Here is a 25828-nt window from a genome sequence, read left to right as displayed (position 1 = left end):
TGAGGCGCTTTGAACCGTCAAGAACGGGCAACGTATTAGTCGGATTCTTACCTTGCGCGTCAGCGTGACGACTCGGCCTTGCGCCCTTCCAGGCGGCGACGGGGGCCCAGGGCGGTCGCACCGTTGATGCCGGCGGCGCCCGCCCCCACCGGGGTGCGGTGACCGCTCGGCCCGCTCTCGTGGACGACGGCCGGCATCGGCTGCGCGTCCTCGGCCCGGCGCCGGCGGCGGTAGCGCGGGGGCACGAAGGCCTCGGCCCAGCGCGGGGCCCGCGGCGTGAACCGCGGCAGCAGGAGCAGCACCAGACCGACCGCGCTGAGGGCCATGACGCCGAGCACGATCCACATCGACGCCGAGTTGACCGAGTACGCCAGGGCGCCGAAGGAGATCAGCGCCGACCAGAAGTACATGATCAGCACGGCCCGGCTGTGGGAGTGGCCGATGTCCAGGAGCCGGTGGTGCAGATGCCCGCGGTCCGCGGCGAACGGCGACTGGCCGCGCCAGGTGCGGCGCACGATCGCGAGGAAGAAGTCGACGACCGGGACGGCGATGATCGTCAGCGGCAGGAGCAGCGGGATGTAGACGGGGACGGTCTGGTGGACCGTCGCGCGCTCGGAACCGGAGAACAGGTTCATCGCGTCCGGGTCCACCTGGCCGGTGACCGAGATGGCGGCGGCGGCCAGCACGAGACCGATCAGCATCGACCCGGAGTCGCCCATGAAGATCCGCGCGGGGTGCATGTTGTGCGCCAGGAAGCCCAGGCACATGCCGATCAGGACGGCCGCGAACAGGGTCGCGGGGGCCGCCGCCTCCAGCCCGTAGCCGTACCAGATGCGGTAGGCGTACATGAAGAACGCGGCCGCCGCGATGCACACCATGCCGGCGGCGAGGCCGTCGAGGCCGTCGGCGAAGTTGACCGCGTTGATCGTGACGACGACCAGCGCCACGGTCAGCAGGGTGCCCTGCCACTGGGTGAGCGAGACCGTGCCGACGCCCGGGACCGGCAGCCACAGGATCGTCAGACCCTGCATGACCATGACGCCCGCGGCGATCATCTGACCGCCCAGCTTGATCAGGGCGTCGATCTCGAACTTGTCGTCCAGAACACCGATCAGCCAGATCAGGGCCGCCCCGGACAGCAGCGCCCGCGGCTCGTTCGACTTGGCGAAGACCTCGTTGAGGCTCTTGAGGTGGTCGGCGACCAGCAGACCCGCGCACAGACCGAAGAACATGGCGATACCGCCGAGCCGGGGGGTGGGTTCCCTGTGCACGTCACGGGCCCGGATCTCCGGCATCGCTCCGGCCACGATCGCGAACTTGCGTACCGGCCCTGTCAGCAGATACGTCACCGCGGCCGTGACGCAGAGCGTCAGCAGGTATTCACGCACGGGCTTCCCCACAGGTCTCGCTGGGCATCCTCAGCCCCACAGCGTAGCTTCGCGTGCATATGGTTGAGGACTAACGGGTAGCGACGATGGTTGCACGTGTGGCTGTGCGCACCGCCGCGTGAGCCCCTCACCGGCCGGGATACGGCGGAAATCCGCCGGTCAGCTCCCGCACTTCTTCACGCGCCTTCCTGACGTTCGCCGCGTCGCGCAGCACGGACGCGAACAGTGCGGCGATGCGTGCCATCTCCTTCTCGCCCATGCCCTGCGTGGTCACGGCGGCGGTGCCCAGCCTCAGGCCGCGGGCGTCCCCGTGGGGCAGCACACAGGTGTCCAGGATCATGCCGGCCGCCGCGAGCAGCCCCCGCGCGGTGCGGCCGTCGACACCGAGCGGGGAGGGATCGGCGGTCACCAGATGGGTGTCCGTCCCGCCGGTGGTGACCACCAGCCCCTCGGCGGCCAGCCCGTCGGCGAGCGCCCGGGCGTTGGCGACCACCTGGCGGGCGTACGCGGCGAAGCCCTCCGTCGCCGCCTCCCCGAACGCGACGGCCTTCGCGGCGATGGTGTGCATCTGGGCGCCGCCCTGGGTGAAGGGGAAGACGGCCCGGTCCACCCGCTCGGCAAGTTCGCTTCCGCACAGGATCATGCCGCCGCGCGGTCCGCGCAGCACCTTGTGCGTGGTGGCGCAGACGATGTCGGCGTGGGGCACCGGGCTGGGCGCCGCCTTCCCGGCGACGAGCCCGATCGGATGGGCGGCGTCCGCGATGAGGTACGCGCCCACCTCGTCGGCGACCTCCCGGAAGAAGGCGTAGTCGATGTGGCGCGGATAGGAGATGGACCCGCAGACGATGGCCTTCGGGCGGTGGCTGCGGGCCAGGGCGCGCACCTGCTGGTGGTCGATGAGCCCGGACTCCGCCTCGACCCCGTAGCCGACGAAGTCGAACCAGCGGCCGGAGAAGTTGGCCGGCGAGCCGTGCGTGAGGTGGCCGCCGTGCGACAGCCCGAGGGCCAGCACGGTGTCGCCGGGCCTGAGCAGGGCGGCGTACGCGGCGAGCACCGCGGACGACCCCGAGTGCGACTGCACATTGGCGTGCTCCGCCCCGAACAGCGCCCTGGCACGCTCCACGGCCAGGCGCTCGGCGACGTCGACGATCTCGCACCCGCCGTGGTACCGGGCGCCGGGATAGCCCTCGGCGTACTTGTTGGCCAGCGGGGAGCCGAGAGCGGCGAGCACCGCCGGCGAGGTGAAGTTCTCGGCGGCGATGAGCTGCAGCGTCGTCGACTGCCGGGCGAGTTCCCCGAGGAGGATCTCGGCCATCTCGGGGTCCTGCCGGCGCAGCGCGCCGGCCTCCGGGGTGAGGGTGACGGCCATGGTGGGCTCCGGACGTCGGGGGGACGTGGGTCCACTGTAGGCCCGTGGTCCGCGCGCCGCCCGGCCGTCAGGTCCGCGCGCGTACTCCGGTCAGCGCCGTCACCACCGGATCGAGTGCCTGCTGGATCTCGTCCCCGATCGAGCGGAAGAACGGCAGCGGCGCCCCGTAGGGGTCGTACACCTCGTCCGCGTCCGCCGTGGGCGCCAGCAGCCAGCCGCGCAGGGCCGCCGCCGCACGGACCAGGGCGCGGGCCCGCGCCACGACACCGTCCTCCAGGGGAGGCAGCGTCGCGGGGTCTATCGCCCGCACCAGACGGGTGAACTCCTTCAGTGTGAAGGTGCGCAGCCCCGCGGAGTGGCCCATGGAGATGACCTGGGCACGGTGGTCGCGGGTCGCGGTGAGGACCAGGTCGGCGCGGATGACGTGCTCGTCCAGGAGTTCGCGGCCGACGAACCCGGAGGCGTCCGCGCCGAAGTCCGCGAGGACGGCCTCGGCGTTCGCCTCCATGGGCGCGCCCTCGTGGCCCCAGGTGCCCGCGCTCTCCACGATCAGCCCGCCCCACAGCGGGTCCCCCAGCCGGTCCGCGAGGGCGTGCCGGGTCAGCCGCTCGGTGATCGGCGAGCGGCACACGTTGCCGGTGCTGACGTAGAGGATGCGGAAGGCGTCGCGGGGAGGTCCCGGTGGTACCGCGTTCCCCGTCTCGCCCCCGTTGCCTATGCCGCGCATGGGGGTCCCCCCTGCTCATGGGGATGCTCCCGGTCGGGGGCTGTCAATTCGCCACCTCGAGGTCGGGGACGACCTTGCGCAGCTCCTCGGGCGACAGCGCGCCCTGGCGCAGCAGGACCGGCACCTTGCCGGTGACGTCCACGATCGACGAGGGGACGTTGCCGGGGGTCGGGCCGCCGTCCAGGTAGACGGAGACGGAGTCGCCGAGCATGTCCTGCGCGGCGTCGCAGTTCTCCGGTGCCGGGTGGCCGGTCAGGTTCGCGGAGGAGACGGCCATCGGGCCGACCTCCGTCAGCAGCTCGATGGCGACCGGGTGCAGCGGCATGCGCACGGCGACGGTGCCCCGGGTGTCCCCCAGGTCCCACTGCAGGGACGGCTGGTGCCTGGCGACGAGCGTGAGGGCCCCCGGCCAGAACGCGTCGACCAGTTCCCAGGCCATCTCGGAGAAGTCCGTGACGAGGCCGTGCAGGGTGTTGGGGGACCCGATGAGCACGGGCGTGGGCATGTTGCGACCCCGCCCCTTGGCGTCCAGCAGGTCGGCCACGGCCTCCGAGGAGAACGCGTCGGCGCCCACGCCGTACACGGTGTCGGTGGGCAGCACCACGAGTTCGCCACGGCGGACGGCGGACGCGGCCTCACGCAGACCGGTCACGCGGTCGGTCGCGTCGTTGGTGTCGTATCGCCGTGCCATGTCTAGCGGGCCTCCTCGTACGCGTACTGCTGGATGAAAGTCTTCGGAGCGGACGTGCCCCACGCAATGCCGCGCGCCGTGCTCACGGCAGCGCCTTGCGGGCGGTCGCGAAGCGGGGTCGGTTGTTGAGGTCGGGGTGGTCGGCCGCGTCGGCCCAGCCCCGCTCCTCGGTGAAGATCCACGGCACCTGGCCGCCCTGCTTGTCGGCGTGCTCGATGACGACGACGCCGCCGGGCCGCAGCAGCCGGTGCGCGGTGCGCTCCAGCCCGCGGATGAGGTCCAGTCCGTCCTCGCCGGAGAACAGGGCCAGCTCCGGGTCGTGGTCGCGGGCCTCGGGCGCGACGTACTCCCACTCGGTGAGCGGGATGTACGGCGGGTTGGAGATGACCAGGTCGACCTGCCCGTCGAGGTCGTGGAAGGCGTCCCGGGCGTCGCCCTGGCGCAGGTCGACCCTGGAGCCCGCCATGTTCCTGCGGGTCCACTCCAGGGCGTCCTCGGACAGTTCCACGGCGTGCACGCGCGAGCGCGGCACCTCCTGGGCGAGGGCGAGCGCGATGGCGCCCGAGCCGGTGCACAGATCGACGATCAGCGGCTCGACGACGTCCATCGCGCGCACGGCGTCTATCGCCCAGCCGACGACCGACTCGGTCTCCGGGCGCGGTACGAACACCCCGGGCCCGACCTGGAGTTCCAGGTAGCGGAAGTAGGCGCGCCCCGTGATGTGCTGGAGCGGCTCGCGCGCCTCGCGGCGGGCGATGACCTCCCAGTAGCGGGCGTCGAAGTCCGAGTCCTTCACGGAGTGCAGCTCGCCCCGCTTGACGCCGTGCACGAACGCGGCGAGCTCCTCCGCGTCGTTGCGCGGCGAGGGCACGCCCGCGTCGGCCAGCCGCTGGGTGGCCTGGGCCACCTCCGCGAGCAGCACGCTGCGGGAGACCGGGGGCCGTCCCCCAAGATTCTGCTGCACGCTGGTCCTCCGGTGCTTGGTCCTTACGTACGGGTCCTTGCGTACGGGTCCTTACGCGGCTGCGAGCTTGGCGGCCGAGTCCGCGTCGACGCATGCCTGGATCACGGCGTCGAGGTCGCCGTCCAGGACCTGGTCCAGGTTGTACGCCTTGAAGCCGACGCGGTGGTCCGAGATGCGGTTCTCCGGGAAGTTGTAGGTGCGGATCTTCTCGGAGCGGTCCACGGTGCGGACCTGGCTGCGGCGGGCGTCGGCGGCCTCCTTCTCGGCCTCCTCCTGCGCCATGGCGAGCAGCCTGGAACGCAGGATGCGCAGCGCCTGCTGCTTGTTCTGCAGCTGGCTCTTCTCGTTCTGGCAGGAGGCGACGACCCCGGTCGGGACGTGGGTGATGCGCACGGCGGAGTCGGTCGTGTTGACGGACTGGCCGCCGGGGCCGGAGGAGCGGTAGACGTCGATGCGCAGGTCGCTGGGGTTGATCTCGATGTCGACCTCCTCCGCCTCCGGTGTGACGAGCACACCGGCCGCCGAGGTGTGGATACGGCCCTGTGACTCCGTCGCGGGCACGCGCTGCACACGGTGCACCCCGCCCTCGTACTTCAGGCGGGCCCACACGCCCTGGCCGGGCTCGGTCTGACCGCGGGACTTCACGGCGACCTGGACGTCCTTGTAGCCGCCGAGCTCGGACTCGGTGGAGTCGATGATCTCGGTCTTCCAGCCGACGCGCTCGGCGTACCGCAGGTACATGCGCAGCAGGTCGCCGGCGAACAGGGCGGACTCGTCACCGCCCGCGCCCGCCTTGATCTCAAGGATGACGTCCTTGTCGTCGCTGGGGTCGCGCGGGACCAGCAGGAAGCGCAGCTTCTCCGTCAGCTCCTCGCGCTGCTTCTCCAGCTCCTTGACCTCGGCCGCGAACTCCGGGTCGTCGGCGGCCAGTTCACGCGCGGTCTCGATGTCGTCACCGGTCTGCCTCCAGGAGCGGTACGCGGCGACGATCGGGGTGAGCTCGGCGTAGCGCTTGTTGAGCCTGCGCGCGTTGGCCTGGTCGGCGTGGACCGACGGATCAGCGAGCTTCTTCTCCAGGTCGGCGTGCTCTCCGACCAGTTCCTCGACCGCCTCGAACATCTCCGGCTCCCATGCGATGTCCCCCGCCCGGGCGAGCGTCTGGGACGTGTGTACGACGAACAGTGGCTGCACCGCAAAGCGCCGGTCCCGGCGCCCCCGCTGCATCGCGCGGAGGCACCGGAGACCGGCGCTGTGAACTCGCTACTTCTTGGCAGCGGCAGCCTTGCCGAAGCGGGCCTCGAAGCGGGCCACACGGCCACCGGTGTCGAGGATCTTCTGCTTGCCCGTGTAGAACGGGTGGCACTCGGAGCAGACCTCGGCCCGGATCGTGCCGGACTCGATCGTGCTGCGGGTGGTGAACGACGCGCCGCAGGTGCAGCTGACCTGCGTCTCGACGTACGCGGGGTGGATGTCGCGCTTCAAGGTGTCTCCTAGATTCCGGGAGGGCGCCGGGTCGCGGCCGCGGGGTGCGGACGCGTGAACCGGAACCGGCGTACCAGTCTGCCAGGACTGGCCGTATCCCCCAAAACCAGGGGCACAGGCGATCTATTCCCGCTCGCCCCGCGACCCCTCACGAGGAGGTCACGACGCCCTTGGCCTCGCCCGTGGCCGTTCCCTTCGTCGCGCTCGCCGGGATCGGCGCGTCGTTCTTCAGGGCGTCCCACACCAGCCTGGCCTTGGCCGTCGCCATGATGACGCGGTTGGGGTTCGCCGGGGCGTACCGGACCGGCATCGTCACCATGGTCATGTGCGAGGAACCGATGCCCTTCAGCCCGCCCGCGAAGGACGCCAGATCCCTGACGGAGGCCAGGCCCGAGTCGGTGGTGACGGCCTTGGTCGCGGTGTCGGCGAGCTCCACCAGCCTGGCCGGGTCGGACAGGGCGCCGATGTGCTCGATCCGGTTGACGAGGGCCTTGACGAAAGCCTGCTGGAGCTGGATGCGGCCGAGGTCGGAGCCGTCGCCCACGCCGTGCCGGGTGCGGACCAGGCCGAGCGCCTGCCGTCCGTCGAGGGTGTGGGTGCCGGCCTTCAGGTCGAGGTGGCTGCTCTTGTCGTCGATGTCCTTGGTGGTGGTCACGCGGACGCCGCCGAGGTCGTCGATCAGCTTCCGGAAGCCGGCGAAGTCGACCTCGATGTAGTGGTCCATGCGGATGCCGCTGATCGACTCCACGGTCTTCACGACACAGGCGGCGCCTCCGACGGAGTACGCCTCGTTGAACATGGAGCCGGGGGCGGCAGCGTGGGTGACGCCCTTGGTGTCGGTGCACTCGGGGCGGTCGACGAGGGTGTCGCGCGGGATGGACACCACACCGGCCCGCTTGTGGCCCTTGTAGACGTGCACGATCATCGCCGTGTCGGAGCGGGCGCTGCCGTCGTCGGTGCCGCCGCCCAGCGCCCTGTTGCCGCCGGAGCGGCTGTCCGAGCCGAGGACCAGGATGTTCTCGGAACCGTTGTCGATCTTCGCGGGCCGGTTGTTGCCCAGGGCCTGGTCGATGTCGACGCTCTTGATGTTGCCGCTGAGCTTGACGTACAGGTAGCCGACGCCGGTGCCGCCGAGCACGAGGATGCCCGCCGCGATCCAGGCGGCGACGAGGAGGGGCCTGCGCCGTGTGCCGCTTTCCCCTCGCCGGCCCCCGGTCCGGTGGGGCGGGCCGCTCGCGGCGTCGTCAGGTATGCCGGAGTCCGGCGTGCTCTCGGCGGGCATGTGCTCCTCGGTCCTGGTCCGGTCAGTCACCTTGGCGAGTGACCCCATCGCTCCATGGTCACTCCGACCGGTCAGACGGAGAAACCGGGAGACGGGTTGCACAACGCCCCGGGCACATGCCGCCCCGGTGCCCCGCGCGGAGGTGTCGGCCCTTCCCGGAGCGCACCTGAGCCCTTCCCGGAGCGCGCCTGAGCCCTTCCCCGAGCGCGCCTGAGCCCTTCCCCGAGCGCGCCTGAGCCCTTCCCCGAGCGCGCCTGGGCCCGCCCGCGGCCGCCGGGTCCGCGCTCGTACGGCTCAGGGCCGTCCCCGTCGCAGGAGCGGCCCTGAGCACGGTTGCGGCGTTGCCGGCGCCATCAGCCGAAGAGGTTGGCTCTCCCCGGCCGCTGCCGGCCTCGACCCGGCTCCTGGACACCACAGGGGCCACGCCGGTGCCTTTGTGCAGCCACAGCACGCCGCAGCCGTCCAGGGCGGGCAGGCGGGTGCCGAACAGCCCGTTGCCCTTGCCCGCCGGCCATGGGCCTGCCCGAAAATGCGTTCCCCCACTTCGGTGCGCTGATCGCACAAGGCAGAAGTCCCGCTCCGTCACCCAGGTGACGGAGCGGGACTTCACAGCACGCGGACGGCCGGCCTCGGCTCAGTCGCCGTTGCCCGGAGCCGGCGTCGTCTTCTGGATCTGCATCAGGAACTCGACGTTCGACTTCGTCTGCTTCATCTTGTCGAGGAGCAGCTCGATCGCCTGCTGCTGGTCGAGCGCGTGCAGCACCCTGCGCAGCTTCCAGACGATGCCGAGTTCCTCGGCGCCGAGCAGGATCTCTTCCTTGCGGGTGCCGGACGCGTCCACGTCCACCGCCGGGAAGATGCGCTTGTCGGCGAGCTTCCGGTCGAGCTTGAGCTCCATGTTGCCGGTGCCCTTGAACTCCTCGAAGATCACCTCGTCCATGCGGGACCCGGTGTCCACCAGTGCGGTGGCGAGGATGGTCAGCGAGCCGCCGTCCTCGATGTTGCGGGCCGCGCCGAAGAAGCGCTTCGGCGGGTACAGCGCGGTCGAGTCGACACCACCGGACAGGATGCGGCCGGACGCCGGGGCGGCGAGGTTGTACGCACGGCCCAGACGCGTGATCGAGTCGAGCAGCACGACGACGTCGTGGCCCAGCTCGACCAGCCGCTTGGCGCGCTCGATGGCGAGCTCGGCGACCGTGGTGTGGTCCTCAGCCGGGCGGTCGAAGGTCGAGGAGATGACCTCGCCCTTGACCGACCGCTGCATGTCGGTGACCTCTTCCGGACGCTCGTCGACGAGGACGACCATCAGGTGGCACTCGGGGTTGTTGTGGGTGATCGCGTTGGCGATCGCCTGCATGATCATGGTCTTGCCGGTCTTCGGCGGGGCCACGATCAGACCGCGCTGGCCCTTGCCGATCGGCGACACCAGGTCGATGATCCGGGTGGTCAGCACGCCCGGGTCGGTCTCCAGGCGCAGCCGGTCCTGCGGGTACAGCGGGGTCAGCTTGTTGAACTCCGGGCGACCGCGGCCGTGTTCGGGCGCCATGCCGTTGACGGAGTCGAGGCGCACCAGCGCGTTGAACTTCTCGCGGCGCTCGCCCTCCTTCGGCTGGCGGACCGCGCCGGTGACGTGGTCGCCCTTGCGCAGGCCGTTCTTGCGGACCTGGGCGAGGGAGACGTACACGTCGTTGGGACCCGGCAGATAGCCCGACGTGCGGATGAAGGCGTAGTTGTCGAGGATGTCCAGGATGCCCGCGACGGGGATCAGGACGTCGTCCTCGGCGAGCTGCGGCTCGGCGATCTCGTCGCGGCCGCGACGGCCCCGGCGGTCGCGGTAGCGGCCGCGACGGCCCCGGCGGCCGCCCTCGAAGTCGTCGTCGTCCTGACGGTCCTGCCGGCCGCCACCCTGCTGCTGGCCCTGCTGCTGGCGCTGCTGGCCGCCCTGGCCCTGCTGCTGGTCGTCGCCCTTGCCCCGGCGGTCCCGGTCGCGGTCACGGTCACGGCCGCGCTCGCGGCGGTCGCGGCGACGGCCCTCGCCGCCCTCACCGGCGTCGCCCTGCGGCTGCGCCTGCTGGGGCTGGGCCGAGGTCTCGGCCTTCGGCTCGCTCTTCGCCTCGGCGGTGACGGTCTCGGGGCTGCCGGCCTCGGCCGTGGCGCGGCGACGGCGGCGCTCGCCGCCCGTGTCGTCGCCGGCTCCCTGGCCGGGGATCTCGATCTGCTGCGTGGCCGTGGCCACGGCCTGCTCGGCCTTGGGCTCGGCCGCCGCGGCGGCCTCGTCGCCGGTACGGGTCCGGGAGGTGGCCCGGCGCTTCGGCTTGGCCTCGGTGGCGTCCGCGGCCTTGGCCGCGCCGCCTCCCCCGGCGCCCGAAGCGGCCTGGGAGGCACCCCCGGCCTGCGCCTCCTTGATGACCTCGATCAGCTGGCTCTTGCGCATGCGCGCGGTGCCCCTGATACCGAGGCCGGATGCGACCTGCTGCAGCTCGGCCAGCACCATGCCCTCGAGGCCGGTACCGCGGCGCCGCCGGGAGCCGGCACCGGTGGCAGGCGCGGAGGCGTCCGTGGCGGGCGCGGCAGCGGTCTCCTCGACACGTGCGCCCATCAGATCGGTGGTGTCGCTCACGAAGGGTCCTTCCCTGGAGCGGACGTCGGCCTGTCTGGCTCGGCGACCGGTTGTGCTGTCCGGCTTCGGTCCCGTCTGGGTGGACCGTGCCGGGGCGGTGGTCCGCCAAAGCGGCGGAGGAAATATCTGGTGATGGCGCTTCCCGAAGCCGTGGCACCCGGTTTTGTGTCACGCGGCTCGGTCACGCCGATTCCGGAGCGTGCTCGGCAACCCGCTCAGCATCCGCGTACGACGTACCGCGCGCGTACGAGATACGGAACACAGGGCGACTTGGGAAGCTCCCGGAAGAATGGTTGTCCCGGACGGGGACACGAAGCACCTCGCCATGGCGGGGTCGGGTGCAGACTTGAGGTTAACACTACCGGATCCAACAAACATTCCCCCTCTCGAAATCCGGCAACCGTGTGTCAGGGCGCAAGCGGCAGCACGCTCGCTCCCTGGCTGTCCGTCTCCAGCCGGTTGGCGGCCCAGCCCTCGCCCGCCAGGTCGGCCACCTTGTCGGCGCTGGCGCCGTCGGCCAGCGCCAGGACCGTGGGGCCCGCGCCGGAGATCACCGCGGGGATGCCGTCCGCCCGCAGCCGCTCCACGAGCGCCGCGCTCTCGGGCATGGCCGGGGCGCGGTACTCCTGGTGCAGGCGGTCCTCGGTGGCGGGCAGCAGCAGCTCGGGGCGCCGGGTGAGGGCCTCGACCAGCAGGGCGGCGCGGCCGGCGTTGGCGGCGGCGTCGACGTGCGGCACGGCGCGCGGGAGCAGTCCGCGGGCCGTTTCGGTCAGGACCGGCTTTCCGGGTACGAAAACCACCGGAACGATGGAATCGGCGGGGTCCAGGCGGATCGCCCGCGCGGCGCCGCGCTCCATCCAGGAGATGGTGAAGCCGCCGAGCAGACAGGCGGCGACGTTGTCCGGATGGCCCTCGATCTCGGTGGCGAGCTCCAGGAGCGCGGCGTCGTCGAGCCGGCTGTCGCCGCCTATCGTCACCGCGCGGGCGGCGACGATGCCGGCGCAGATGGCGGCGGAGGAGGAGCCGAGGCCACGGCCGTGCGGGATGCGGTTGGCGCAGACGATCTCCAGGCCGCGCGGCTGCCCGCCCAGGACGTCGAAGGCGGCGCGCAGGGACCGTACGAGGAGGTGGCTCTCGTCACGTGGGAGCGTCTCGCTGCCCTCACCTGCGATGTCGATGTGCAGCCCGGAGTCGGCCACCCGGACGACCACGTCGTCGTAGAGCCCCAGCGCGAGGCCGAGGGCGTCGAAGCCCGGGCCGAGGTTGGCGCTGGTGGCGGGGACGCGCACCCGGACGGCGGCGGCGCGGAAGGCTGGACCGGCCATCGCTCGATGACTCTCCTTGAGCTGCGTGATGGTCGAATGAGATTCGATACGTGCGGAAGACCCGAAGGCCGCAAGGACGGCGCGGCACCGCGTCATATGCGGTGGGCGGGTTCAGTACAGCCTATCGAAGGAAGGTTCTGCGGCGACATAGGGCGCACAGGAGGCGCACGATGCGTGTCGTAAGCCCCCTGTGCCCCCTCTGTCGGGTGCCAACAGGGTTATCCCCCGCAAACGGCCCGGTTACGCGAGTCCGAGCCGCTCGGCCGCAGTCACCGCGTCCACCGGTACCGTGACCGGCTGCGGGGCGCCCGCGACGGCCCAGTCGGGGTCCTTGAGGCCGTTGCCGGTGACCGTGCAGACGATGGTCTGGCCCGGGTCGACCTTGCCCTGCTCGGCGGCCTTCAGCAGACCGGCCACGGACGCCGCGGAGGCGGGCTCCACGAAGACGCCCTCCTGCGCGGCCAACAGCCGGTAGGCACGCAGGATCTCACGGTCCGTCACCTCGTCGATGAGGCCGCCCGACTCGTCCCGCGCCGCCAGGGCGTACTTCCAGGACGCCGGGTTGCCGATGCGGATGGCCGTGGCGATGGTCGACGGGTCCTTGACGACCTCACCGCGCACGATGGGGGCCGAACCGGACGCCTGGTAGCCCCACATCCGCGGGGTCCGCCCGGCGACGCCGTCGGCCGCGTACTCCTTGTAGCCTCTCCAGTACGCGGTGATGTTGCCCGCGTTGCCCACCGGCAGGACATGGATGTCGGGCGCCTCGCCGAGCATGTCCACGATCTCGAAGGCCGCGGTCTTCTGGCCCTCGATGCGCACCGGGTTGACCGAATTGACCAGCGCGACCGGGTAGTTGTCGGACAGCGCCCGGGCGAGCGTGAGGCAGTCGTCGAAGTTTCCGTCCACCTGGAGGATCTTCGCGCCGTGCACGAGGGCCTGGCCCATCTTGCCGAGCGCGATCTTGCCCTGTGGCACGAGGACGGCGGACACCATGCCCGCGCGCACCGCGTAGGCGGCGGCGCTCGCGGAGGTGTTGCCGGTGGAGGCGCAGATGACGGCCTTCGCGCCCTCCTCCTTGGCCTTGGAGATGGCCATGGTCATGCCGCGGTCCTTGAAGGACCCGGTGGGGTTGGCACCCTCCACCTTGAGATGGACGTCACAGCCGGTGCGCTCGGAAAGCACCTGCGCGGGCACGAGCGGCGTACCGCCCTCGCGGAGGGTGACGACCGGCGTACCGTCCGACACCGGCAGCCGGTCCCGGTACTCCTCGATGATTCCGCGCCACTGGTGGGTCATTGCTGGTTACTCTCCTTCAACCCGCATGATGCTGGCGACACCCCGCACGGTGTCGAGGCTGCGCAGCGCCTCGACGGTCCCGTCCAGGGACGCGTCGGACGCACGGTGGGTGACGACGACGAGGGACGCCTCCCCGTCCTTGCCCTGCTGGCGAACCGTATCGATCGAGACGTCATGCTCGGCGAACACGGTGGCGACCTGGGCGAGAACACCCGGTTTGTCCGCGACGTCGAGGCTGATGTGGTACCGCGTGACGACGTCCCCCATCGGCGAGACGGGCAGGGCGGCGTACGCGGACTCACCTGGCCCGGTGGCGCCGCTGAGCCGGTTGCGGCACACCGCGACGAGATCACCGAGGACGGCGGACGCGGTGGGCGCACCCCCCGCGCCGGGCCCGTAGAACATGAGCTGACCGGCGGCGTCGGACTCCACGAAGACGGCGTTGTACGCACCGCGCACGGAGGCGAGCGGGTGGGTCAGCGGAATCATGGCGGGGTGCACGCGCGCGGTGACCGAGCCCCCGTCGGCGGCGCGCTCACAGATCGCGAGCAGCTTGATGGTGCAGCCCATCTCCTTCGCCGAGGCGAAGTCGGCCGCGGTGACCTCGGTCATGCCCTCGCGGTAGACGTCGTCGAGGCGCACGCGGGTGTGGAAGGCGATCCCGGCGAGGATGGCGGCCTTGGCGGCCGCGTCGAACCCCTCGACGTCGGCGGTCGGGTCGGCTTCCGCGTACCCCAGGGCGGTGGCCTCGTCGAGGGCCTCCTGGTACCCGGCCCCCGTGGTGTCCATCTTGTCGAGGATGAAGTTGGTCGTCCCGTTGACGATGCCGAGCACCCGGTTGACCTTGTCGCCGGCGAGGGACTCGCGCAGCGGCCGGATCAGCGGGATGGCCCCGGCGACGGCGGCCTCGTAGTACAGGTCCCCGCCGTTCTCCTCGGCCACCGCGTGGAGCGCGGCCCCGTCCTGGGCGAGGAGGGCCTTGTTGGCGGACACGACCGACGCGCCGTGCTCGAAGGCGGTGGTGATGAGCGTACGGGCGGGCTCGATCCCCCCGATGACCTCGACCACGACGTCGATGTCGCCGCGTTTGACGAGGGCGGTGGCATCGGTGGTGATCAGCTCGGGGTCGATGCCCTCACGCACCTTGGAGGGCCTGCGGACCGCGACCCCCGCCAGCTCCACGGGCGCCCCGATCCGCGCCGCGAGGTCGTCGGCGTGCGTCGTCATGATGCGCGCCACCTCTGAGCCGACGACCCCACAGCCCAGCAGCGCCACCTTCAGCGGACGCGTACGCATCATCCGACCTCGTTTCCTCATGCGGTCTACGGTTTGACCAGTCTCACTCACCGGACGGGGCTTTCTGCCCTTCGTCCGGATCGTGAGACGTTTATTTCATTTTGTCAGCGGCGCTGAACAGGAAGATCTTCCGCCGCTCCCGGCCCCTGCTCCGTCCGTCACCTGACGTCGAGGCGCAGGAGGTCCGCTCCTCCTCCGTCACCCGACGTCGAGGCGCAGGAGGTTCCACTCCTCCTCCGTCACCCGACATCGAGGCGCAGGAGGTCCTCCTCCGTCTCGCGACGGACGATCACGCGGGCCTCGCCGTCGCTCACGGCGACGACGGGCGGACGCAGCACGTGGTTGTAGTTGCTGGCCATGGACCGGCAGTACGCGCCCGTGGCGGGCACGGCGATGAGATCACCGGGCGCCAGGTCCGCGGGCAGGAAGGCGTCGCGTACGACGATGTCACCGCTCTCGCAGTGCTTGCCGACGACGCGGCTCAGCATGGGCTCGGCGTCGGATGCGCGGGAGGCGAGGGCGACGCTGTACTCGGCGTCGTACAGCGCGGTGCGGATGTTGTCGGACATGCCGCCGTCGACGGAGACGTACGTGCGCAGCCCGTCGAGGGGCTTGATGGTGCCGACCTCGTACAGCGTGAAGGCGGTCGGCCCGACGATGGCGCGCCCGGGCTCGACGGAGATGCGCGGGGTGCGCAGCCTCGCGGCCTCGCACTCCCGGGAGACGATCTCACCGAGGGCCTTGGCGATCTCGTGCGGCTCACGGGGATCGTCGTCACCGGTGTACGCGATCCCGAGCCCGCCGCCGAGGTCGATCTCGGGCAGTTCGACGCCGTGCTCGTCCCGGATGTCCCTGAGGAGCCCCACCACGCGGTGGGCGGCGACCTCGAACCCGGACATGTCGAAGATCTGCGAGCCGATGTGGCTGTGGATGCCGACGAGTTCGAGCCCGTCGAGCCGCAGCGCACGCCGCACGGCCTCGGCGGCCTGCCCGCCGGCGAGCGGGACCCCGAACTTCTGGTCCTCGTGGGCGGTGGCGATGAACTCGTGCGTGTGGGCCTCCACGCCGACGGTGACCCGGATCTGCACCCGCTGCCGCCTGCCGAGCGACTCGGCGATGTGGGCGACGCGCACGATCTCCTGGAAGGAGTCGAGGACGATGCGCCCGACACCGCTCTCGATCGCCCTGGTGATCTCCTCGGTGGACTTGTTGTTGCCGTGGAACGCGATGCGCTCGGCGGGCATGCCGCCGGCGAGCGCGGTGGCGAGCTCACCTCCGGAGCACACGTCGAGGTTGAGCCCTTCCTCGTGCAGCCAGCGCACGACGGCGCGGGAGAGGAACGCCTTGCCGGCGTAGAAGACGTCGGCGTCGGCCCCGAAGGCGGAGCGCCAGGCCCGGGCCCGGGCCCGGAAGTCGGCCTCGTCGACGAAGTAGGCGGGAGTGCCGAACCGCTCGGCGAGCGTCTTCACGTCGAGGCCCCCGACGGTCACGACACCGTCGTCGTCGCGGCCGACGGTCTGCGCCCACACCTTGGCGTCGAGGGCGTTGAGGTCGGCGGGCGGGGCGGAGTAGTGGCCCTCGGGCAGGACATCGGCGTGGCGGGGCCCGGCGGGGTGTGCTGAACGGCTCATGACGGTCGGTGCTTTCTCGCGGGTCTCAAAGGTAGTCGGGGGCGCTGATGCCGAGCAGGGACAGACCGCCGGCCAGCACCGTCCCGGCGGCTTCGGCAAGGGCGAGCCGGGCCCGGTGGGCGGCCGAGGGTTTCTCGTCGCCGAGCGGGAGCACGGTGTGCTGGAAGGCGAGCAGGGCGTCGGCGACACCGACGAGATACCGGGCGAGCCGATCGGGCGCGCGGTGGGTGGCCGCCTGGGTGAGGGTGGGGGGGTAGGCGGCGAGGGTTTGGAGGAGGGGGGTGGTGGGAGTGGTGACGGCGGGGAGATTTGGCTCGTGGGGCCAGTGGGGCCGGGGGGGCCGGTGGGGCCCATAGGGGTGCGGCCGGTGGGGCCCGTGCGGCGCCTGGGTCCCTTGGGGCCCGTCTTGGGACGTGTGGGTTACAGGGGCGCCTTGGGTTCCATGGGTTCCATGGGTTCCATGGGTTCCCTCGGCTCCGTGCGGCCCGTCGGCCGCGTGGGCTCCGTATGGCCCGTCGGCCGTGTGGGCTCCGTATGGCCCGTCGGCCGTGTGGGCTCCGTATGGCCCGTCGCAGACATCGCCGGGGACGGCGCCGAAGCCCAGCCGGGCGGCGTTGCGGGTGAGCGCACGGACACGGGCATGGGCGTAGCGGACGCGGAAGAGGGGGTTGCTCTCCCGCTGCAGCAGATGGTCGGCGGTGATCCGGGGCCGGTCGTGCGGGGCGGGGTGGAGCAGGGCCCAGCGGGCGGCGTCGGCGCCGAGGGGGGCGGGATCCTCCGGGGCGGGGACGGGACGGAGGTCGACGGGCTCTCCGGGGCGGGCGTGGTGGACCTCGGCGCGGCCGCCCTGGGTGGCGATGATGCGGACGAGGGTGTCGGCCACCACTTCGGCGCGGATGTCGTAGGGGATGCGGAGGCGGATCACCTGGTGGGCGAGGGTGGGGGTGTGCCCGTACGGGGTGGCAGTGCTGTCGCCGGTTTCACCGCCGGGACGGACGTGCTTGCCGCCGGGACGACCGTCTCCCCCGCTGCGGCGGTCGAGGATCTCGCGGACGAGGGCGGTGGTGGCGGCGGCCCGTTCGAGGTGGATGTTGAGGAAGCCGGGCCCGGTGATCTCGACGTCGGCGATGCCGGCGGTGCCGCGGATGTGGGGCCGCAGGATCTCGGCGACATCCAGAGGGGCCCGTCCTGCCGGGCGTGCGAGCTGAAGGGCGATGTTGGTCGCATAGTCGCCACGGCCACCGGGCCCGGGCGGAGTGACCACGGCACGTGCGGGCACGGGCACGCTCAGTTCCCCGCCGTCCACAGCAGTACGCACCGCGCGCAGCACGGTGCAGGAGAGCTCGACGGGAGTCACGGGACAAGGGTATGGGAGGAGGGGGGTGGGTATGCGAGCAGGTTTGGCTTGGGTCCGGGATGTGGGACGGGGGGCCGGGTAGGGCGCTGATCTGGGGTGGGGAGGAGTGCGGGTGCGGTCACGGAGGGTGCGGTCACGGAGGGTGGGGGCGCTGATGTGGGGCGGGGAAGGGGCGGACAAGGGGCATGGGCGCGCTGGGGCGGGATGCGATGGCTTGGGTGCGGCGGGGGCCATGGGGCCGCTACCTGGAGCGGTGGGGCCAGGGGCCGGGCCGGGATGGGACGAGATCCGGGGCCAGACCCTCCGCGGGACAGGGCGTCGGTCGGACCCTGCAGGTCCCCTGACGGAACTGGGCTGCCCGGAAAGCGATGACCGGCCTCAGCCGCCCGCACGCCCGGCGTGGCCTGCCCGCCCGGCGCGCTCGGACTCGCCCGGTTCCACCTCGAAGCCGCCCCCGAGGGCGGACGGACCCACATCGCCAACCCTTCGACGCCCCATCAGTTCCCTCACGAGCCGCACGAGTTCAGCCGGATCGAAGGGCTTGGCAAGAAACGCGTCGACGCCGACACCGAGACCGCTCTCGACCTCGTACTGCGTGCAGGCGCTGATGATGGCGAGGGGCAGATCACGCGTACGGGGGTCGGCGCGAAGCCGCGCGGCGGTCCGCAGCCCGTCGAGCCGCGGCATGACCACGTCCAGAGTGATCAGATCGGGCCGCACCTGATGCACGACATCCAGACACTCGGCGCCGTCAGCCGCGGTCACGACCTCGAGACCCTCCAGTTCGAGGTTGACCCTGATCAGCTGCCGGATGACCTTGTTGTCGTCCACGACAAGAACCCGGCCGGACGCGCCTGACACAACTCGAGAGTAGGCGGGCGCAGGGGCTCGCGTCCGGGTTTTCCCCACTTCCACCCCGTCCGGGGGGAGCCGCACCTGGCAGGACCCCCGAGGAAACCGTTCATGACGACCCCGACAGAGCTGGTAGGGTTCTACCCGTCGCCGCGAACACCGCGAGACACGCCCCCGTAGCTCAGGGGATAGAGCAACGGCCTCCGGAGCCGTGTGCGTAGGTTCGAATCCTACCGGGGGCACCTGTTACGAGGTGCCTAAGGACCCCGTCACCAGCGGAAACGCTGAGGGTGGGGTCTTCGCGTATGCGCAGGGGGGTGCCGGTGAAAGCAGCCGTTTGCCAGTGATCACGTAATGGCCACGTAATGATCTTGGTGGCCTTCCGTGCAGGTCAGCTGTCACAAAGCACGAGGTCATTGGCCCCAAGCGACACCCTGGGGCTCGATGCTAGGCCCATGGCCTGAGGCACATTCCAGGGCTCCCCAAGCGCCCTCAGTCGGACTCCATCTCGGTCTGTTCAGCGCGGCTCAGTCTCTGTGCAATGTCTTGCAGGAAGTAGGCGGCAGCGGCTGGGCGATGCTTGAACGGACCCTCCAGACGCGCCGCGTTGATGTACACACCGACGGGGGAAGAGGGCCTGTAGAGCACCACCTCTTCCGTCTCCCTCGATGGCAGCGGCGACGGAAGGTGTGCGACCTCCTGCTTCGCGAGCCAACGGCTGATCTCCGCCGCTCGACTGGCGCTAAGACGTCCCCACTCGGGGTCGTAACGCTCTCGAAGCCACCCCATCGAAACCGCGGTCACCCCGTGGTCTGCCTCAAGCTCGCTCAGAATGGCTGCACGCCGATCCTGCAACGCTCTCCCCCCTCGTTCTGTGTTGGAGAGATTTTGGCACTCCAGAACCGAAGAGCGTTACGACGGGGCGGAGGCCAGAACCAACGAAGGAGCCCCGGATGACTCCGAAGCTCCTTCGAGTATCTACTTGCAGCCCCGCGCTACGGCATTTCCTCACCTAGCCCCTTCAGAATGCGGTCGTTCATCTCTTGTTCCTGGCCGTCGATGCACTTGGCATAGATCTTGAGGAGGACGTCCACCGAGTGACCCGCGCGGGCGGCCACCTCCGGCGCAGGCACACCGGAGTTGAGCCACTGGGAGACGCCTGCGTGTCGGAGGTCGTACGGCCGTAAGGCCAGGACCGACGACACCTGATGCGGCAGGAGTGCCAGTTCCCGAGCCTGCTTCCACGCGCGCGAGTACGACGAGGCCGCGATCACGTTGCCCCGCTCGCTGGAGAAAAGCCGGCCGTCCTCCGCCGTACCGAACTCCTTCAGATGCTCGCGGAGCAGCCGAACCAGCGGAGGCGGAATCGGCACGATGCGCACCTCACCGTCAGCCCGCTGCTTCAGCCCGCGCCGGTCGTGCGCTTCACCGGAGTCGGTCCACGCCTTACCAGCCGTGGGACGGGTCTCCGCCAGCTCGATACGGCCCCAGCCCGACACCGGAAGCGTGCAATCGGAGCGGCGAAGCCCCAGCGCCTCCCCCGGTCGCATAGCCGCGTAGTACAGGCACCCGAAGAACGCCCGCAGCCTCCGACCGCTTGCACGGTCGTAGCCGCCCACGTACGTGAGCGCGGTCAGCAGTTCCCGAGCCTGCCGAGGGTTGACCACGACACGACGGTCAACCTCCTGCACCGGCCGCTTCCCCCGCTTGCGCCGGACCCGGCTCAGCGGATTGGACGGCAGGTGTTCGAGTTCGACCGCGTACTCCAGCGCGTTGAAGACCACTGCTCGACGTCGCCGGTAGGTCTGCGTTGCCGCAGGCTTGCCATCCAGCCTCCGGCCCAGCGCGTCGATCAGCTCATGAACCCGAGCGATCTCTTGCAACTCGCCCACCGGGAGCGAGGTCTTTTCGATCCACCGGACCGACGCGGCGATCTCCTCAGGCCGCTCCCGCTCCCTGCGCGGCACGGGCAGAACGTACGAGCGTAGAGCACGCCGCAGCATCTCCGGAGAGGGCCGCCCCCGCCCGGGCTTGACCAGGGCGGGAACGACCGTTGCCAGTGCGTCGGTCATGCTGTCCCGCTGCTTGGCGGACGCCTCCGCCCACCGCGCATCCACGTACTTGACCGCCAGGTCGAGGAACGACAGCGCCGCCTTTCCACCCCGCAGCGAGTCCGGCAGCCCGGTCACGGTGTCGAACGGTTCACCCTTGTCAGCGGCACGAAGGAGCTTTGCCCGGAAGCGGTCCGCCAGCGCCTTCGTCTTGTGCGACTCGTGGAACGGCTCACCGTCCACGGACCACCGAACGAGATACGTCGGCTTCTTCGCAGAACGGTTGATACTGAGCTTCCAGATGACGACCTTGTACGACTTCACGACGCCGCCCCCTCCGCCCGCTCCTCCAACCAGTCGTTGAGCACGTCCCGGCGGACCCGCAGCTCACCGTTCGGCAGCCGGATGCAGGCCGGGGCGAGGCGCAGTTCCCGCCAGCGGTAGAAGGTGCGCCGGGAGATCCCGCCCAGTTCATCGAGCACCTGCCGCACGGTGAGCAGTTCGGCCGCCTTCGCACGGCTCTCACGCGCCATGACGACCACCGCCCTCCCGCACAGAGGCAGCCAGGAGCGCCGCTTCCGGTGAGTAGCCGCGCCCCGCGTAACGCCAGTGGCCGACCGTGACGGTCGGGACGTCAGCCAGGCCGAGGGACGCCCGTTGCTGCTCCGCACGGTGCTCGGCACGGGCCCGCCGGAGAGCGGTCAGCGTCGTCGAGTAGCGGCGCGACTTGGAGGAGAAGTGGCCGCCGTACCCAAGCATGTGGGCCCAACGGCGCAGCCCGAGCGACTCGAACTCCGGCAGGCCGCCGAGCCACCAGCAAGTGGCGATCATGCACAGCACATGCGCCCGCACGGGCAGCATGACCATGTCTCTCGCCAGGTAGATCCGACCGTCCACCGCGCCGGCGGACTCCGCTCCCTTGGTGGCGTACTTGGCGATGTAGCCCGCCACGGAGGCCGGAGAAGCAGGCCGCTCACCCGCGTCCCGCCGGTACGAGGCAACCGGACGTGCGTCGACCTGAGCACCGAAGCGCAGGACCCGCGGACCGATGACGCCCGCGCCGGGAGCGTTCAGCCGCACTCGACTGGCCACGGCCCGCACGGAGTCGATCAGGAGCGGGACGGTCGCCCAGTAGGGCGGATGCGAGTCGGGTCCGTCCGGGCCGTCGAGGCGGATCACGGCATGGAAGTGGACCAGGCCCCGCCGCTGGTACTCGGCGACCTTCGCGTACGACAGCCGGGCGACTTCCCCGAACTCGGTACGGGACAGCCCGGCTCGGCGTGCGACCTCCCGCCGCAGTTCCAGCCCGAAGCGGTGCCAGAGCCGACCGGCGAACGCGTGCCAGAGGACGGCTCCCGCGTAGTCGTAGCAGCGCGGGCAGAGGGGTTCGCCGAGACGGCGGTCGTCCGCCGAGTGCCGTTCCCGGCATCCGGCCGGAGTCCCGTGCGGGCAGCGGTCGCCTTTCCGACGAGGCCGACAGGGCAACATACGTCCGTCACGTTCGCGGCGGGTGTGGACCGGGCCGAATCCGGGGGCGGTGAGCGTGGCGAACACCCGCGGGTGACCGCTCACCGCCTCCGGGATGTTCTTGCCGCCGACCAGACCGGCACGGACGAGTTGGTACGTGTCCGCCCGGTACAGAGCCGAGCAGGCCGGGCAGACCGTCGCCCGCCGGTTGCCGCACGCGGTGAGCAGGCGACCGCCGTAGACATCCGAGCCGTAGGAGAGCAGGGCCGCGCCGGTCGTCGTGTCGTAGACGGTTGCAGCGCCGACCAGGTGAATCGGGTTGGTGCAGCCACCGAGGCGGACGATGTTCCGGCGCCATGCCACGAACTCCGGCTCAGACGCCCTGGCAACGAGAGCGGCAACGCTCTGCGGAAGGGTGGTGGTCATCGGCGACCACCCCCGCCGCCGAACGCCTGCCCCATCACGGCCGCGATCCCTTCCGGCCGAGTCTTGGCGCTGAAGCGGAGTGTCGGGTCCGTGAGCCAGACGGCCGCCGCGTGCGCGGGACACAGCCACTGCTCGGTTCCGTCGAGTTCGACGAGGACGATCTGTTCCCGTCCGGCGCAGGTCGAGACCTGCGCGTCACGCTGCCTGAGGTCGCAGTCGGGCGACGGGGATTTGCGCGAATGATGCGCGGTGGACAAAGTGTGAGTGCTCCTTTCACTACTCATGTGGCGGATGGAGTGGGTTCCTGACGGGGTCGGGTTTGGCGACTTCGCGCCCCGTCGGGAGCCCGTCGTACGGGCGATCACTGCCGCTCCTCGGGAGGAATCCCGACGACGCTGTACGAGATCGGTCCGAAGTCGCGGCGCGCGTCGAAATAGCCCCGGCCGATGTCCTCCGTCGGCACTCCGAGCGGAACGGCGACGAACTCCACGCCGTCGCGGCGAGCAGCGGGGTCGGAGGCGTCGACGAGGACGACGACGGACGCGTGACGGGGTACGACGACGGCCGGGTTGGCGGTCAGGAAGTCGACCAGCTCCCTCAGGTCGGCCAGGAAAGCGGCGCGGTCGCCGGCGCGGATGACGTAGTCGGACACAGGAAGTCCCCTTTTCTGGTCTGTAGTGGGGCGTTTCAGAAGCGGAGTTGGCCGAGGAAGCCGTTCACTCCGTCGAGGAGGGCCTGAACCACGGGCGCGGCCACGGTCCGGGCGAGCAGAAAGCCGAAGGCTCCGCAGAGCAGCGCGTCGGCCCACCTCAGGTACCGGATGCGCAGGAGGAACCAGATCAGCAGGCCGAGCAGCAGAACGGCCGACATGGACACCAGCACGGCAGGCCCCTTTCACAGTTCGACGTGCAGTTCGGACAGCACGGGAGTCAGGTGCGCGTACTCGGCGGCGACGGCTTCCGCCTCCGCTTCCGTGATCAGGTGGGACCGGGCTCGTTCCCAGCCGTCGCCGGAGGCGAGGACGGCCGTACCGGCCTGTTCCGGGGTGATGGCCTGCGCCGCTTTCAGCGCGTCGGGGTTGAGGTCGCCAAGAGCCATCTCGGCCGTACCGGGGTCGGCCACGCGGTGGCACACCCGGCCGCCCAGCTGCGCCCGCAGCGCGGTGACACCGGGCCCCAGGTCGGAGCCGACGCGTTGGCCGGCCACGACCAGGAACACCCCCAAGGCCGCACCGAGTTGGGCCAGCCGGATCAGCGCCGTACCAGCCGCGTGCGCTTCGTCCTTCTCGCTCCGGCCCGCCACGAGGAACAGTTCCGCGATCTCGTCGACGATCACGACGACGGGTACCGGGCGTTCCTTGTGGGCCAGGCCCCAGATGTTGCGGACGCGAGCCGCCCGGCACAGGGTCATCCGGTCAATGGTCAGGTCGACGAGGGCAGCCAGCAGCCGGACCGCTTGCTCTCGGTTCGTCGCGAGGGCGGACAACCGGGGTTCGTAGAGGGACAGTTCCATGCCGCCCTTGCAGTCGATCCCGACCAGGGCGACGGGTTGCGGGGCGAGGCCCGCCACGAGGGCGTTGATCAGGGTGGACTTTCCGGAGCGGGTGGCCCCGACGATCAGCCAGTGAGGCACGCGCCGCAGGTCGACCACCCATGCGGCCCCGGTCTCCAAGGCGCCCACGGTCACCCGGAGCAGATGGCCGGGCCCGCGCTGCTTCGGCACCCGGGGATCGGCCAATGGGTCGGCCGCCGAGGCGACGATCCGCACGACCCCTGGCTTCCAGGAGGTCACCCGCACCGCGTGCACCTGCCAGTTCTCCGCCATGGCGGGCGCAGCCTTGACAAAGTGCTCCGGTACCTGGCCCGGCAGCAGCCGAACGAGCAGTACGAAGCCTCTGGCGGTCGGGCGTATGAGTCCCCGCCGGGGCACGCGCGGCTGTGGCGGAGGTGCCCCTTTGCCGACGAGTCCGGACACTACGGTCAGCGCCGGCCGACGACTCACGGCGAGCCCGCAGCCGGCCATCAGAGGCCGCCAGGTCTGCACGACTCGGAGGGCCACGGCCGGGAACCCGCATAACAGCCACCAGGCGACGGGATAGCGGCGGCGCAGGGCCGGGCCCGCCAGAAGCAGACCCGACACCAGCACTGCGGCCACCACCAGCACCCAGCTCGGCCAGGTCGCACCGGCCGAAGTGGCGGAGGCCAGCTTCATCACTGACCGGCCCCCTTACCCGCAGGAGTGGTGGGAGCGCTCAGGGGCCGGATCTCCGCCGCGCGGAACGCGATCCCGTGCCGCCCCTCGTTCTCCCACGGCGTTGCGACCAGGTCTCGCACAGCCACCGGCATACCGAGCTGCACACCGGCCGGCTCACCGGCCACGCTCACGTTCACGACGTCGGCCGACGTCCCCGCCATCAGGCAGAGGCCGACCTGATACACGGTCTTGCCCGTGTCGCGGTCAACGCGGAGCTGACCGGTCTCACGGTTGGCGACCCGCGGAGCCGGGGGAACCGCGCAGATGATCCCCGTGAACTTCGCGGTGTCGATCGGAAGGCTTGCCACTGCTCAGATCTCCTTTCGTCCTCAGCACCCGCAGGCCCATCCTGCGGGTTGCTAGACCACCCGTAGTACGGGTGACGAAGACAAGAGTGACGACCCGTAGTACGGGTTGTCAACCGACCTACCCGTGAGCGAAGCTGTCCACGAACGTGGACAAGCCGTCTACGAGGGCGAACAGCCGCACAAGCCACGGCCACGGAGGGCCCGCATGCCGCCGAAGAACACGCAGCCGAAGTACCGGCAGATTGCCGACTACCTGCGCGAAGGCATCTTGGACGGCACCTTCCCCGCAGGCCAACCGCTCCCGTCCGAAGAGGCGTTGGCAAAACGGTTCGGCGTGACGCGCCCCACAGTCCGTCAGGGACTGAGCGAGCTTCGGGCATCAGGTCTCGTCGAAGCCATCATGGGCCGCGGCACCTTCGCCCGCTCCCCCCACAGCCGCCCCAGCCACACGCGCCCGCGCGGCGTACGCCGGACCACGGACGGCCGCTACGTCGAGGCAGACGGCATCCGCTGGGCAGACGCCGAGCCACCGGTAGCCACCCGCACCGACGCCCCTCTAGCCCTGGCCGACCTGCTCCGCATCCCGCCAGGCGAGCCGATGTTCACGTACGACGCCCTACAGACCGCCGACCATGGCCGCCTGCGCCAACTTCACCGGACGTACGTACCGTTCTCCGTACTGCTCGACACGAAGTACGAGGAGGAGGCCCCACCGCCGGCGCCGGAGCTCTACACCGCACTCGCCGACCTGGGCCACGAACTCCACTTCACGGAGTACGTCCGCACCCGCATGCCCCTCCCGGACCAGGCCCAAGCCCTACGACTCGCGGACGGGGTCCCGCTGCTGCACGTCATCCGCGTGACCCTGACCGAGTCAGACAAGCCTCTAGCCCTGGAGGAGTTCCACCTTCCAGGCGACGAGTTGGAACTGTCGTTCCGGCTGTAGCAAGCCGTGTTGGCTCAGACTTTCTCTACGTCATCAAGCCCCCGGCTGCGCTCCGCTCCGCCGGGCGGGCTTCCCGGCTCCGCTCGGGGCGCCG

The 25828-nt window shown here is 70.8% G+C and carries 24 protein-coding genes and 1 tRNA gene; 2 read left to right on the top strand and 23 right to left on the bottom strand.

Annotated features, from left to right (window positions below; translation table 11 throughout):
- Window positions 1-59: 59 nt before the first annotated feature.
- From ACFSL4_RS31440 to ACFSL4_RS31370, 15 genes are all read right to left on the bottom strand, one after another.
- Window positions 60-1388, bottom strand: coding sequence for an MraY family glycosyltransferase (locus ACFSL4_RS31440; RefSeq protein WP_381090437.1), 1329 nt, complete (start codon window positions 1386-1388; stop codon window positions 60-62).
- A gap of 127 nt (window positions 1389-1515) precedes the next feature.
- Entirely contained in the window at window positions 1516-2757 is a 1242-nt protein-coding gene (locus tag ACFSL4_RS31435; RefSeq protein WP_381090434.1) for a serine hydroxymethyltransferase, read from the bottom strand.
- A 67-nt stretch (window positions 2758-2824) separates the two neighbouring features.
- Entirely contained in the window at window positions 2825-3484 is a 660-nt protein-coding gene (locus ACFSL4_RS31430) for an arsenate reductase/protein-tyrosine-phosphatase family protein (protein WP_381090431.1), read from the bottom strand.
- A 43-nt stretch (window positions 3485-3527) separates the two neighbouring features.
- Window positions 3528-4175, bottom strand: coding sequence for an L-threonylcarbamoyladenylate synthase (locus ACFSL4_RS31425; protein ID WP_381090428.1), 648 nt, complete (start codon window positions 4173-4175; stop codon window positions 3528-3530).
- Between the two features lie 82 nt (window positions 4176-4257).
- Complete coding sequence (gene prmC / locus ACFSL4_RS31420) at window positions 4258-5097, bottom strand: peptide chain release factor N(5)-glutamine methyltransferase (protein ID WP_381090633.1); 840 nt, start codon at window positions 5095-5097, stop codon at window positions 4258-4260.
- Between the two features lie 93 nt (window positions 5098-5190).
- Entirely contained in the window at window positions 5191-6258 is a 1068-nt protein-coding gene (prfA, locus tag ACFSL4_RS31415; RefSeq protein WP_381090630.1) for a peptide chain release factor 1, read from the bottom strand.
- 141 nt (window positions 6259-6399) lie between these two features.
- Window positions 6400-6621: a 50S ribosomal protein L31 gene (rpmE, locus tag ACFSL4_RS31410; RefSeq protein ID WP_103838593.1), complete on the bottom strand. Its 222-nt coding sequence runs from the start codon at window positions 6619-6621 to the stop codon at window positions 6400-6402.
- A 148-nt stretch (window positions 6622-6769) separates the two neighbouring features.
- The gene (locus tag ACFSL4_RS31405) at window positions 6770-7903 is read right to left on the bottom strand and encodes an LCP family protein (RefSeq protein ID WP_381090628.1); all 1134 of its coding nucleotides are present in this window, start codon (window positions 7901-7903) and stop codon (window positions 6770-6772) included.
- Window positions 7904-8537: 634 nt separating this feature from the next.
- Window positions 8538-10523, bottom strand: coding sequence for a transcription termination factor Rho (gene rho / locus ACFSL4_RS31400; protein WP_381090425.1), 1986 nt, complete (start codon window positions 10521-10523; stop codon window positions 8538-8540).
- 407 nt (window positions 10524-10930) lie between these two features.
- The gene (gene thrB / locus ACFSL4_RS31395; protein WP_381090422.1) at window positions 10931-11848 is read right to left on the bottom strand and encodes a homoserine kinase; all 918 of its coding nucleotides are present in this window, start codon (window positions 11846-11848) and stop codon (window positions 10931-10933) included.
- A gap of 240 nt (window positions 11849-12088) precedes the next feature.
- Window positions 12089-13147, bottom strand: coding sequence for a threonine synthase (gene thrC / locus ACFSL4_RS31390; RefSeq protein WP_381090419.1), 1059 nt, complete (start codon window positions 13145-13147; stop codon window positions 12089-12091).
- 6 nt (window positions 13148-13153) lie between these two features.
- The gene (locus tag ACFSL4_RS31385; RefSeq protein ID WP_381090416.1) at window positions 13154-14446 is read right to left on the bottom strand and encodes a homoserine dehydrogenase; all 1293 of its coding nucleotides are present in this window, start codon (window positions 14444-14446) and stop codon (window positions 13154-13156) included.
- Between the two features lie 236 nt (window positions 14447-14682).
- Window positions 14683-16074: a diaminopimelate decarboxylase gene (gene lysA / locus ACFSL4_RS31380; protein ID WP_381090413.1), complete on the bottom strand. Its 1392-nt coding sequence runs from the start codon at window positions 16072-16074 to the stop codon at window positions 14683-14685.
- A 25-nt stretch (window positions 16075-16099) separates the two neighbouring features.
- Window positions 16100-17431: an ArgS-related anticodon-binding protein NrtL gene (nrtL, locus tag ACFSL4_RS31375; RefSeq protein ID WP_381090411.1), complete on the bottom strand. Its 1332-nt coding sequence runs from the start codon at window positions 17429-17431 to the stop codon at window positions 16100-16102.
- Between the two features lie 378 nt (window positions 17432-17809).
- On the bottom strand, window positions 17810-18346 hold the full coding sequence (locus ACFSL4_RS31370) for a response regulator (RefSeq protein ID WP_381090625.1): 537 nt from the start codon (window positions 18344-18346) through the stop codon (window positions 17810-17812).
- 107 nt (window positions 18347-18453) lie between these two features.
- Between ACFSL4_RS31370 and ACFSL4_RS31365 the strand changes: the two genes are divergently transcribed.
- Window positions 18454-18525 (top strand) — tRNA-Arg (locus ACFSL4_RS31365).
- Between the two features lie 753 nt (window positions 18526-19278).
- Here the strand turns inward: ACFSL4_RS31365 and ACFSL4_RS31360 are convergent.
- From ACFSL4_RS31360 to ACFSL4_RS31325, 8 genes are all read right to left on the bottom strand, one after another.
- Window positions 19279-20658, bottom strand: coding sequence for a tyrosine-type recombinase/integrase (locus ACFSL4_RS31360; protein ID WP_381090408.1), 1380 nt, complete (start codon window positions 20656-20658; stop codon window positions 19279-19281).
- On the bottom strand, window positions 20655-20867 hold the full coding sequence (locus tag ACFSL4_RS31355) for a helix-turn-helix transcriptional regulator (RefSeq protein ID WP_381090405.1): 213 nt from the start codon (window positions 20865-20867) through the stop codon (window positions 20655-20657). The genes ACFSL4_RS31360 and ACFSL4_RS31355 overlap by 4 nt, the downstream gene beginning before the upstream one ends.
- Entirely contained in the window at window positions 20857-22227 is a 1371-nt protein-coding gene (locus tag ACFSL4_RS31350; protein ID WP_381090402.1) for a replication initiator, read from the bottom strand. Before ACFSL4_RS31350 ends, ACFSL4_RS31355 begins: the two co-directional genes overlap by 11 nt.
- Entirely contained in the window at window positions 22224-22484 is a 261-nt protein-coding gene (locus ACFSL4_RS31345; protein WP_381090399.1) for a hypothetical protein, read from the bottom strand. Before ACFSL4_RS31345 ends, ACFSL4_RS31350 begins: the two co-directional genes overlap by 4 nt.
- 104 nt (window positions 22485-22588) lie before the next feature.
- Window positions 22589-22879: a hypothetical protein gene (locus ACFSL4_RS31340; protein ID WP_381090396.1), complete on the bottom strand. Its 291-nt coding sequence runs from the start codon at window positions 22877-22879 to the stop codon at window positions 22589-22591.
- Between the two features lie 35 nt (window positions 22880-22914).
- Window positions 22915-23109 carry a hypothetical protein gene (locus tag ACFSL4_RS31335; RefSeq protein ID WP_073497689.1) on the bottom strand — a complete coding sequence of 65 codons (195 nt, stop codon included), beginning with the start codon at window positions 23107-23109 and terminating at the stop codon, window positions 22915-22917.
- A 12-nt stretch (window positions 23110-23121) separates the two neighbouring features.
- Window positions 23122-24438: an FtsK/SpoIIIE domain-containing protein gene (locus ACFSL4_RS31330; RefSeq protein WP_381090392.1), complete on the bottom strand. Its 1317-nt coding sequence runs from the start codon at window positions 24436-24438 to the stop codon at window positions 23122-23124.
- Window positions 24438-24788 (bottom strand): SCO3933 family regulatory protein, encoded by a 351-nt coding sequence (locus ACFSL4_RS31325; protein ID WP_381090389.1) that lies wholly within the window; start codon window positions 24786-24788, stop codon window positions 24438-24440. Before ACFSL4_RS31325 ends, ACFSL4_RS31330 begins: the two co-directional genes overlap by 1 nt.
- 205 nt (window positions 24789-24993) lie before the next feature.
- On the opposite strand from ACFSL4_RS31325, the gene ACFSL4_RS31320 reads away from it, so the two are divergent.
- Complete coding sequence (locus tag ACFSL4_RS31320) at window positions 24994-25734, top strand: GntR family transcriptional regulator (RefSeq protein ID WP_381090386.1); 741 nt, start codon at window positions 24994-24996, stop codon at window positions 25732-25734.
- Window positions 25735-25828 lie beyond the last annotated feature (94 nt).

It is taken from the genome of Streptomyces caeni, from assembly GCF_042678285.1.
In the GTDB taxonomy this organism is placed as follows: Bacteria; Actinomycetota; Actinomycetes; order Streptomycetales; family Streptomycetaceae; genus Streptomyces; species Streptomyces caeni.
This window is presented reverse-complemented; position numbering and strand designations above follow the sequence as displayed.

Coding starts and splice junctions, on each gene's coding strand:
- thrC (WP_381090419.1), bottom strand. CDS start 13,147: ATGACCCACCAGTGGCGCGGAATCATCGAGGAGTACCGGGACCGGCTG.
- ACFSL4_RS31330 (WP_381090392.1), bottom strand. CDS start 24,438: ATGAAGCTGGCCTCCGCCACTTCGGCCGGTGCGACCTGGCCGAGCTGG.
- ACFSL4_RS31385 (WP_381090416.1), bottom strand. CDS start 14,446: ATGATGCGTACGCGTCCGCTGAAGGTGGCGCTGCTGGGCTGTGGGGTC.
- ACFSL4_RS31430 (WP_381090431.1), bottom strand. CDS start 3,484: ATGCGCGGCATAGGCAACGGGGGCGAGACGGGGAACGCGGTACCACCG.
- ACFSL4_RS31405 (WP_381090628.1), bottom strand. CDS start 7,903: ATGCCCGCCGAGAGCACGCCGGACTCCGGCATACCTGACGACGCCGCG.
- ACFSL4_RS31435 (WP_381090434.1), bottom strand. CDS start 2,757: ATGGCCGTCACCCTCACCCCGGAGGCCGGCGCGCTGCGCCGGCAGGAC.
- ACFSL4_RS31350 (WP_381090402.1), bottom strand. CDS start 22,227: ATGACCACCACCCTTCCGCAGAGCGTTGCCGCTCTCGTTGCCAGGGCG.
- lysA (WP_381090413.1), bottom strand. CDS start 16,074: ATGAGCCGTTCAGCACACCCCGCCGGGCCCCGCCACGCCGATGTCCTG.
- thrB (WP_381090422.1), bottom strand. CDS start 11,848: ATGGCCGGTCCAGCCTTCCGCGCCGCCGCCGTCCGGGTGCGCGTCCCC.
- ACFSL4_RS31355 (WP_381090405.1), bottom strand. CDS start 20,867: ATGGCGCGTGAGAGCCGTGCGAAGGCGGCCGAACTGCTCACCGTGCGG.
- ACFSL4_RS31425 (WP_381090428.1), bottom strand. CDS start 4,175: ATGGCACGGCGATACGACACCAACGACGCGACCGACCGCGTGACCGGT.
- prfA (WP_381090630.1), bottom strand. CDS start 6,258: ATGTTCGAGGCGGTCGAGGAACTGGTCGGAGAGCACGCCGACCTGGAG.
- ACFSL4_RS31320 (WP_381090386.1), top strand. CDS start 24,994: ATGCCGCCGAAGAACACGCAGCCGAAGTACCGGCAGATTGCCGACTAC.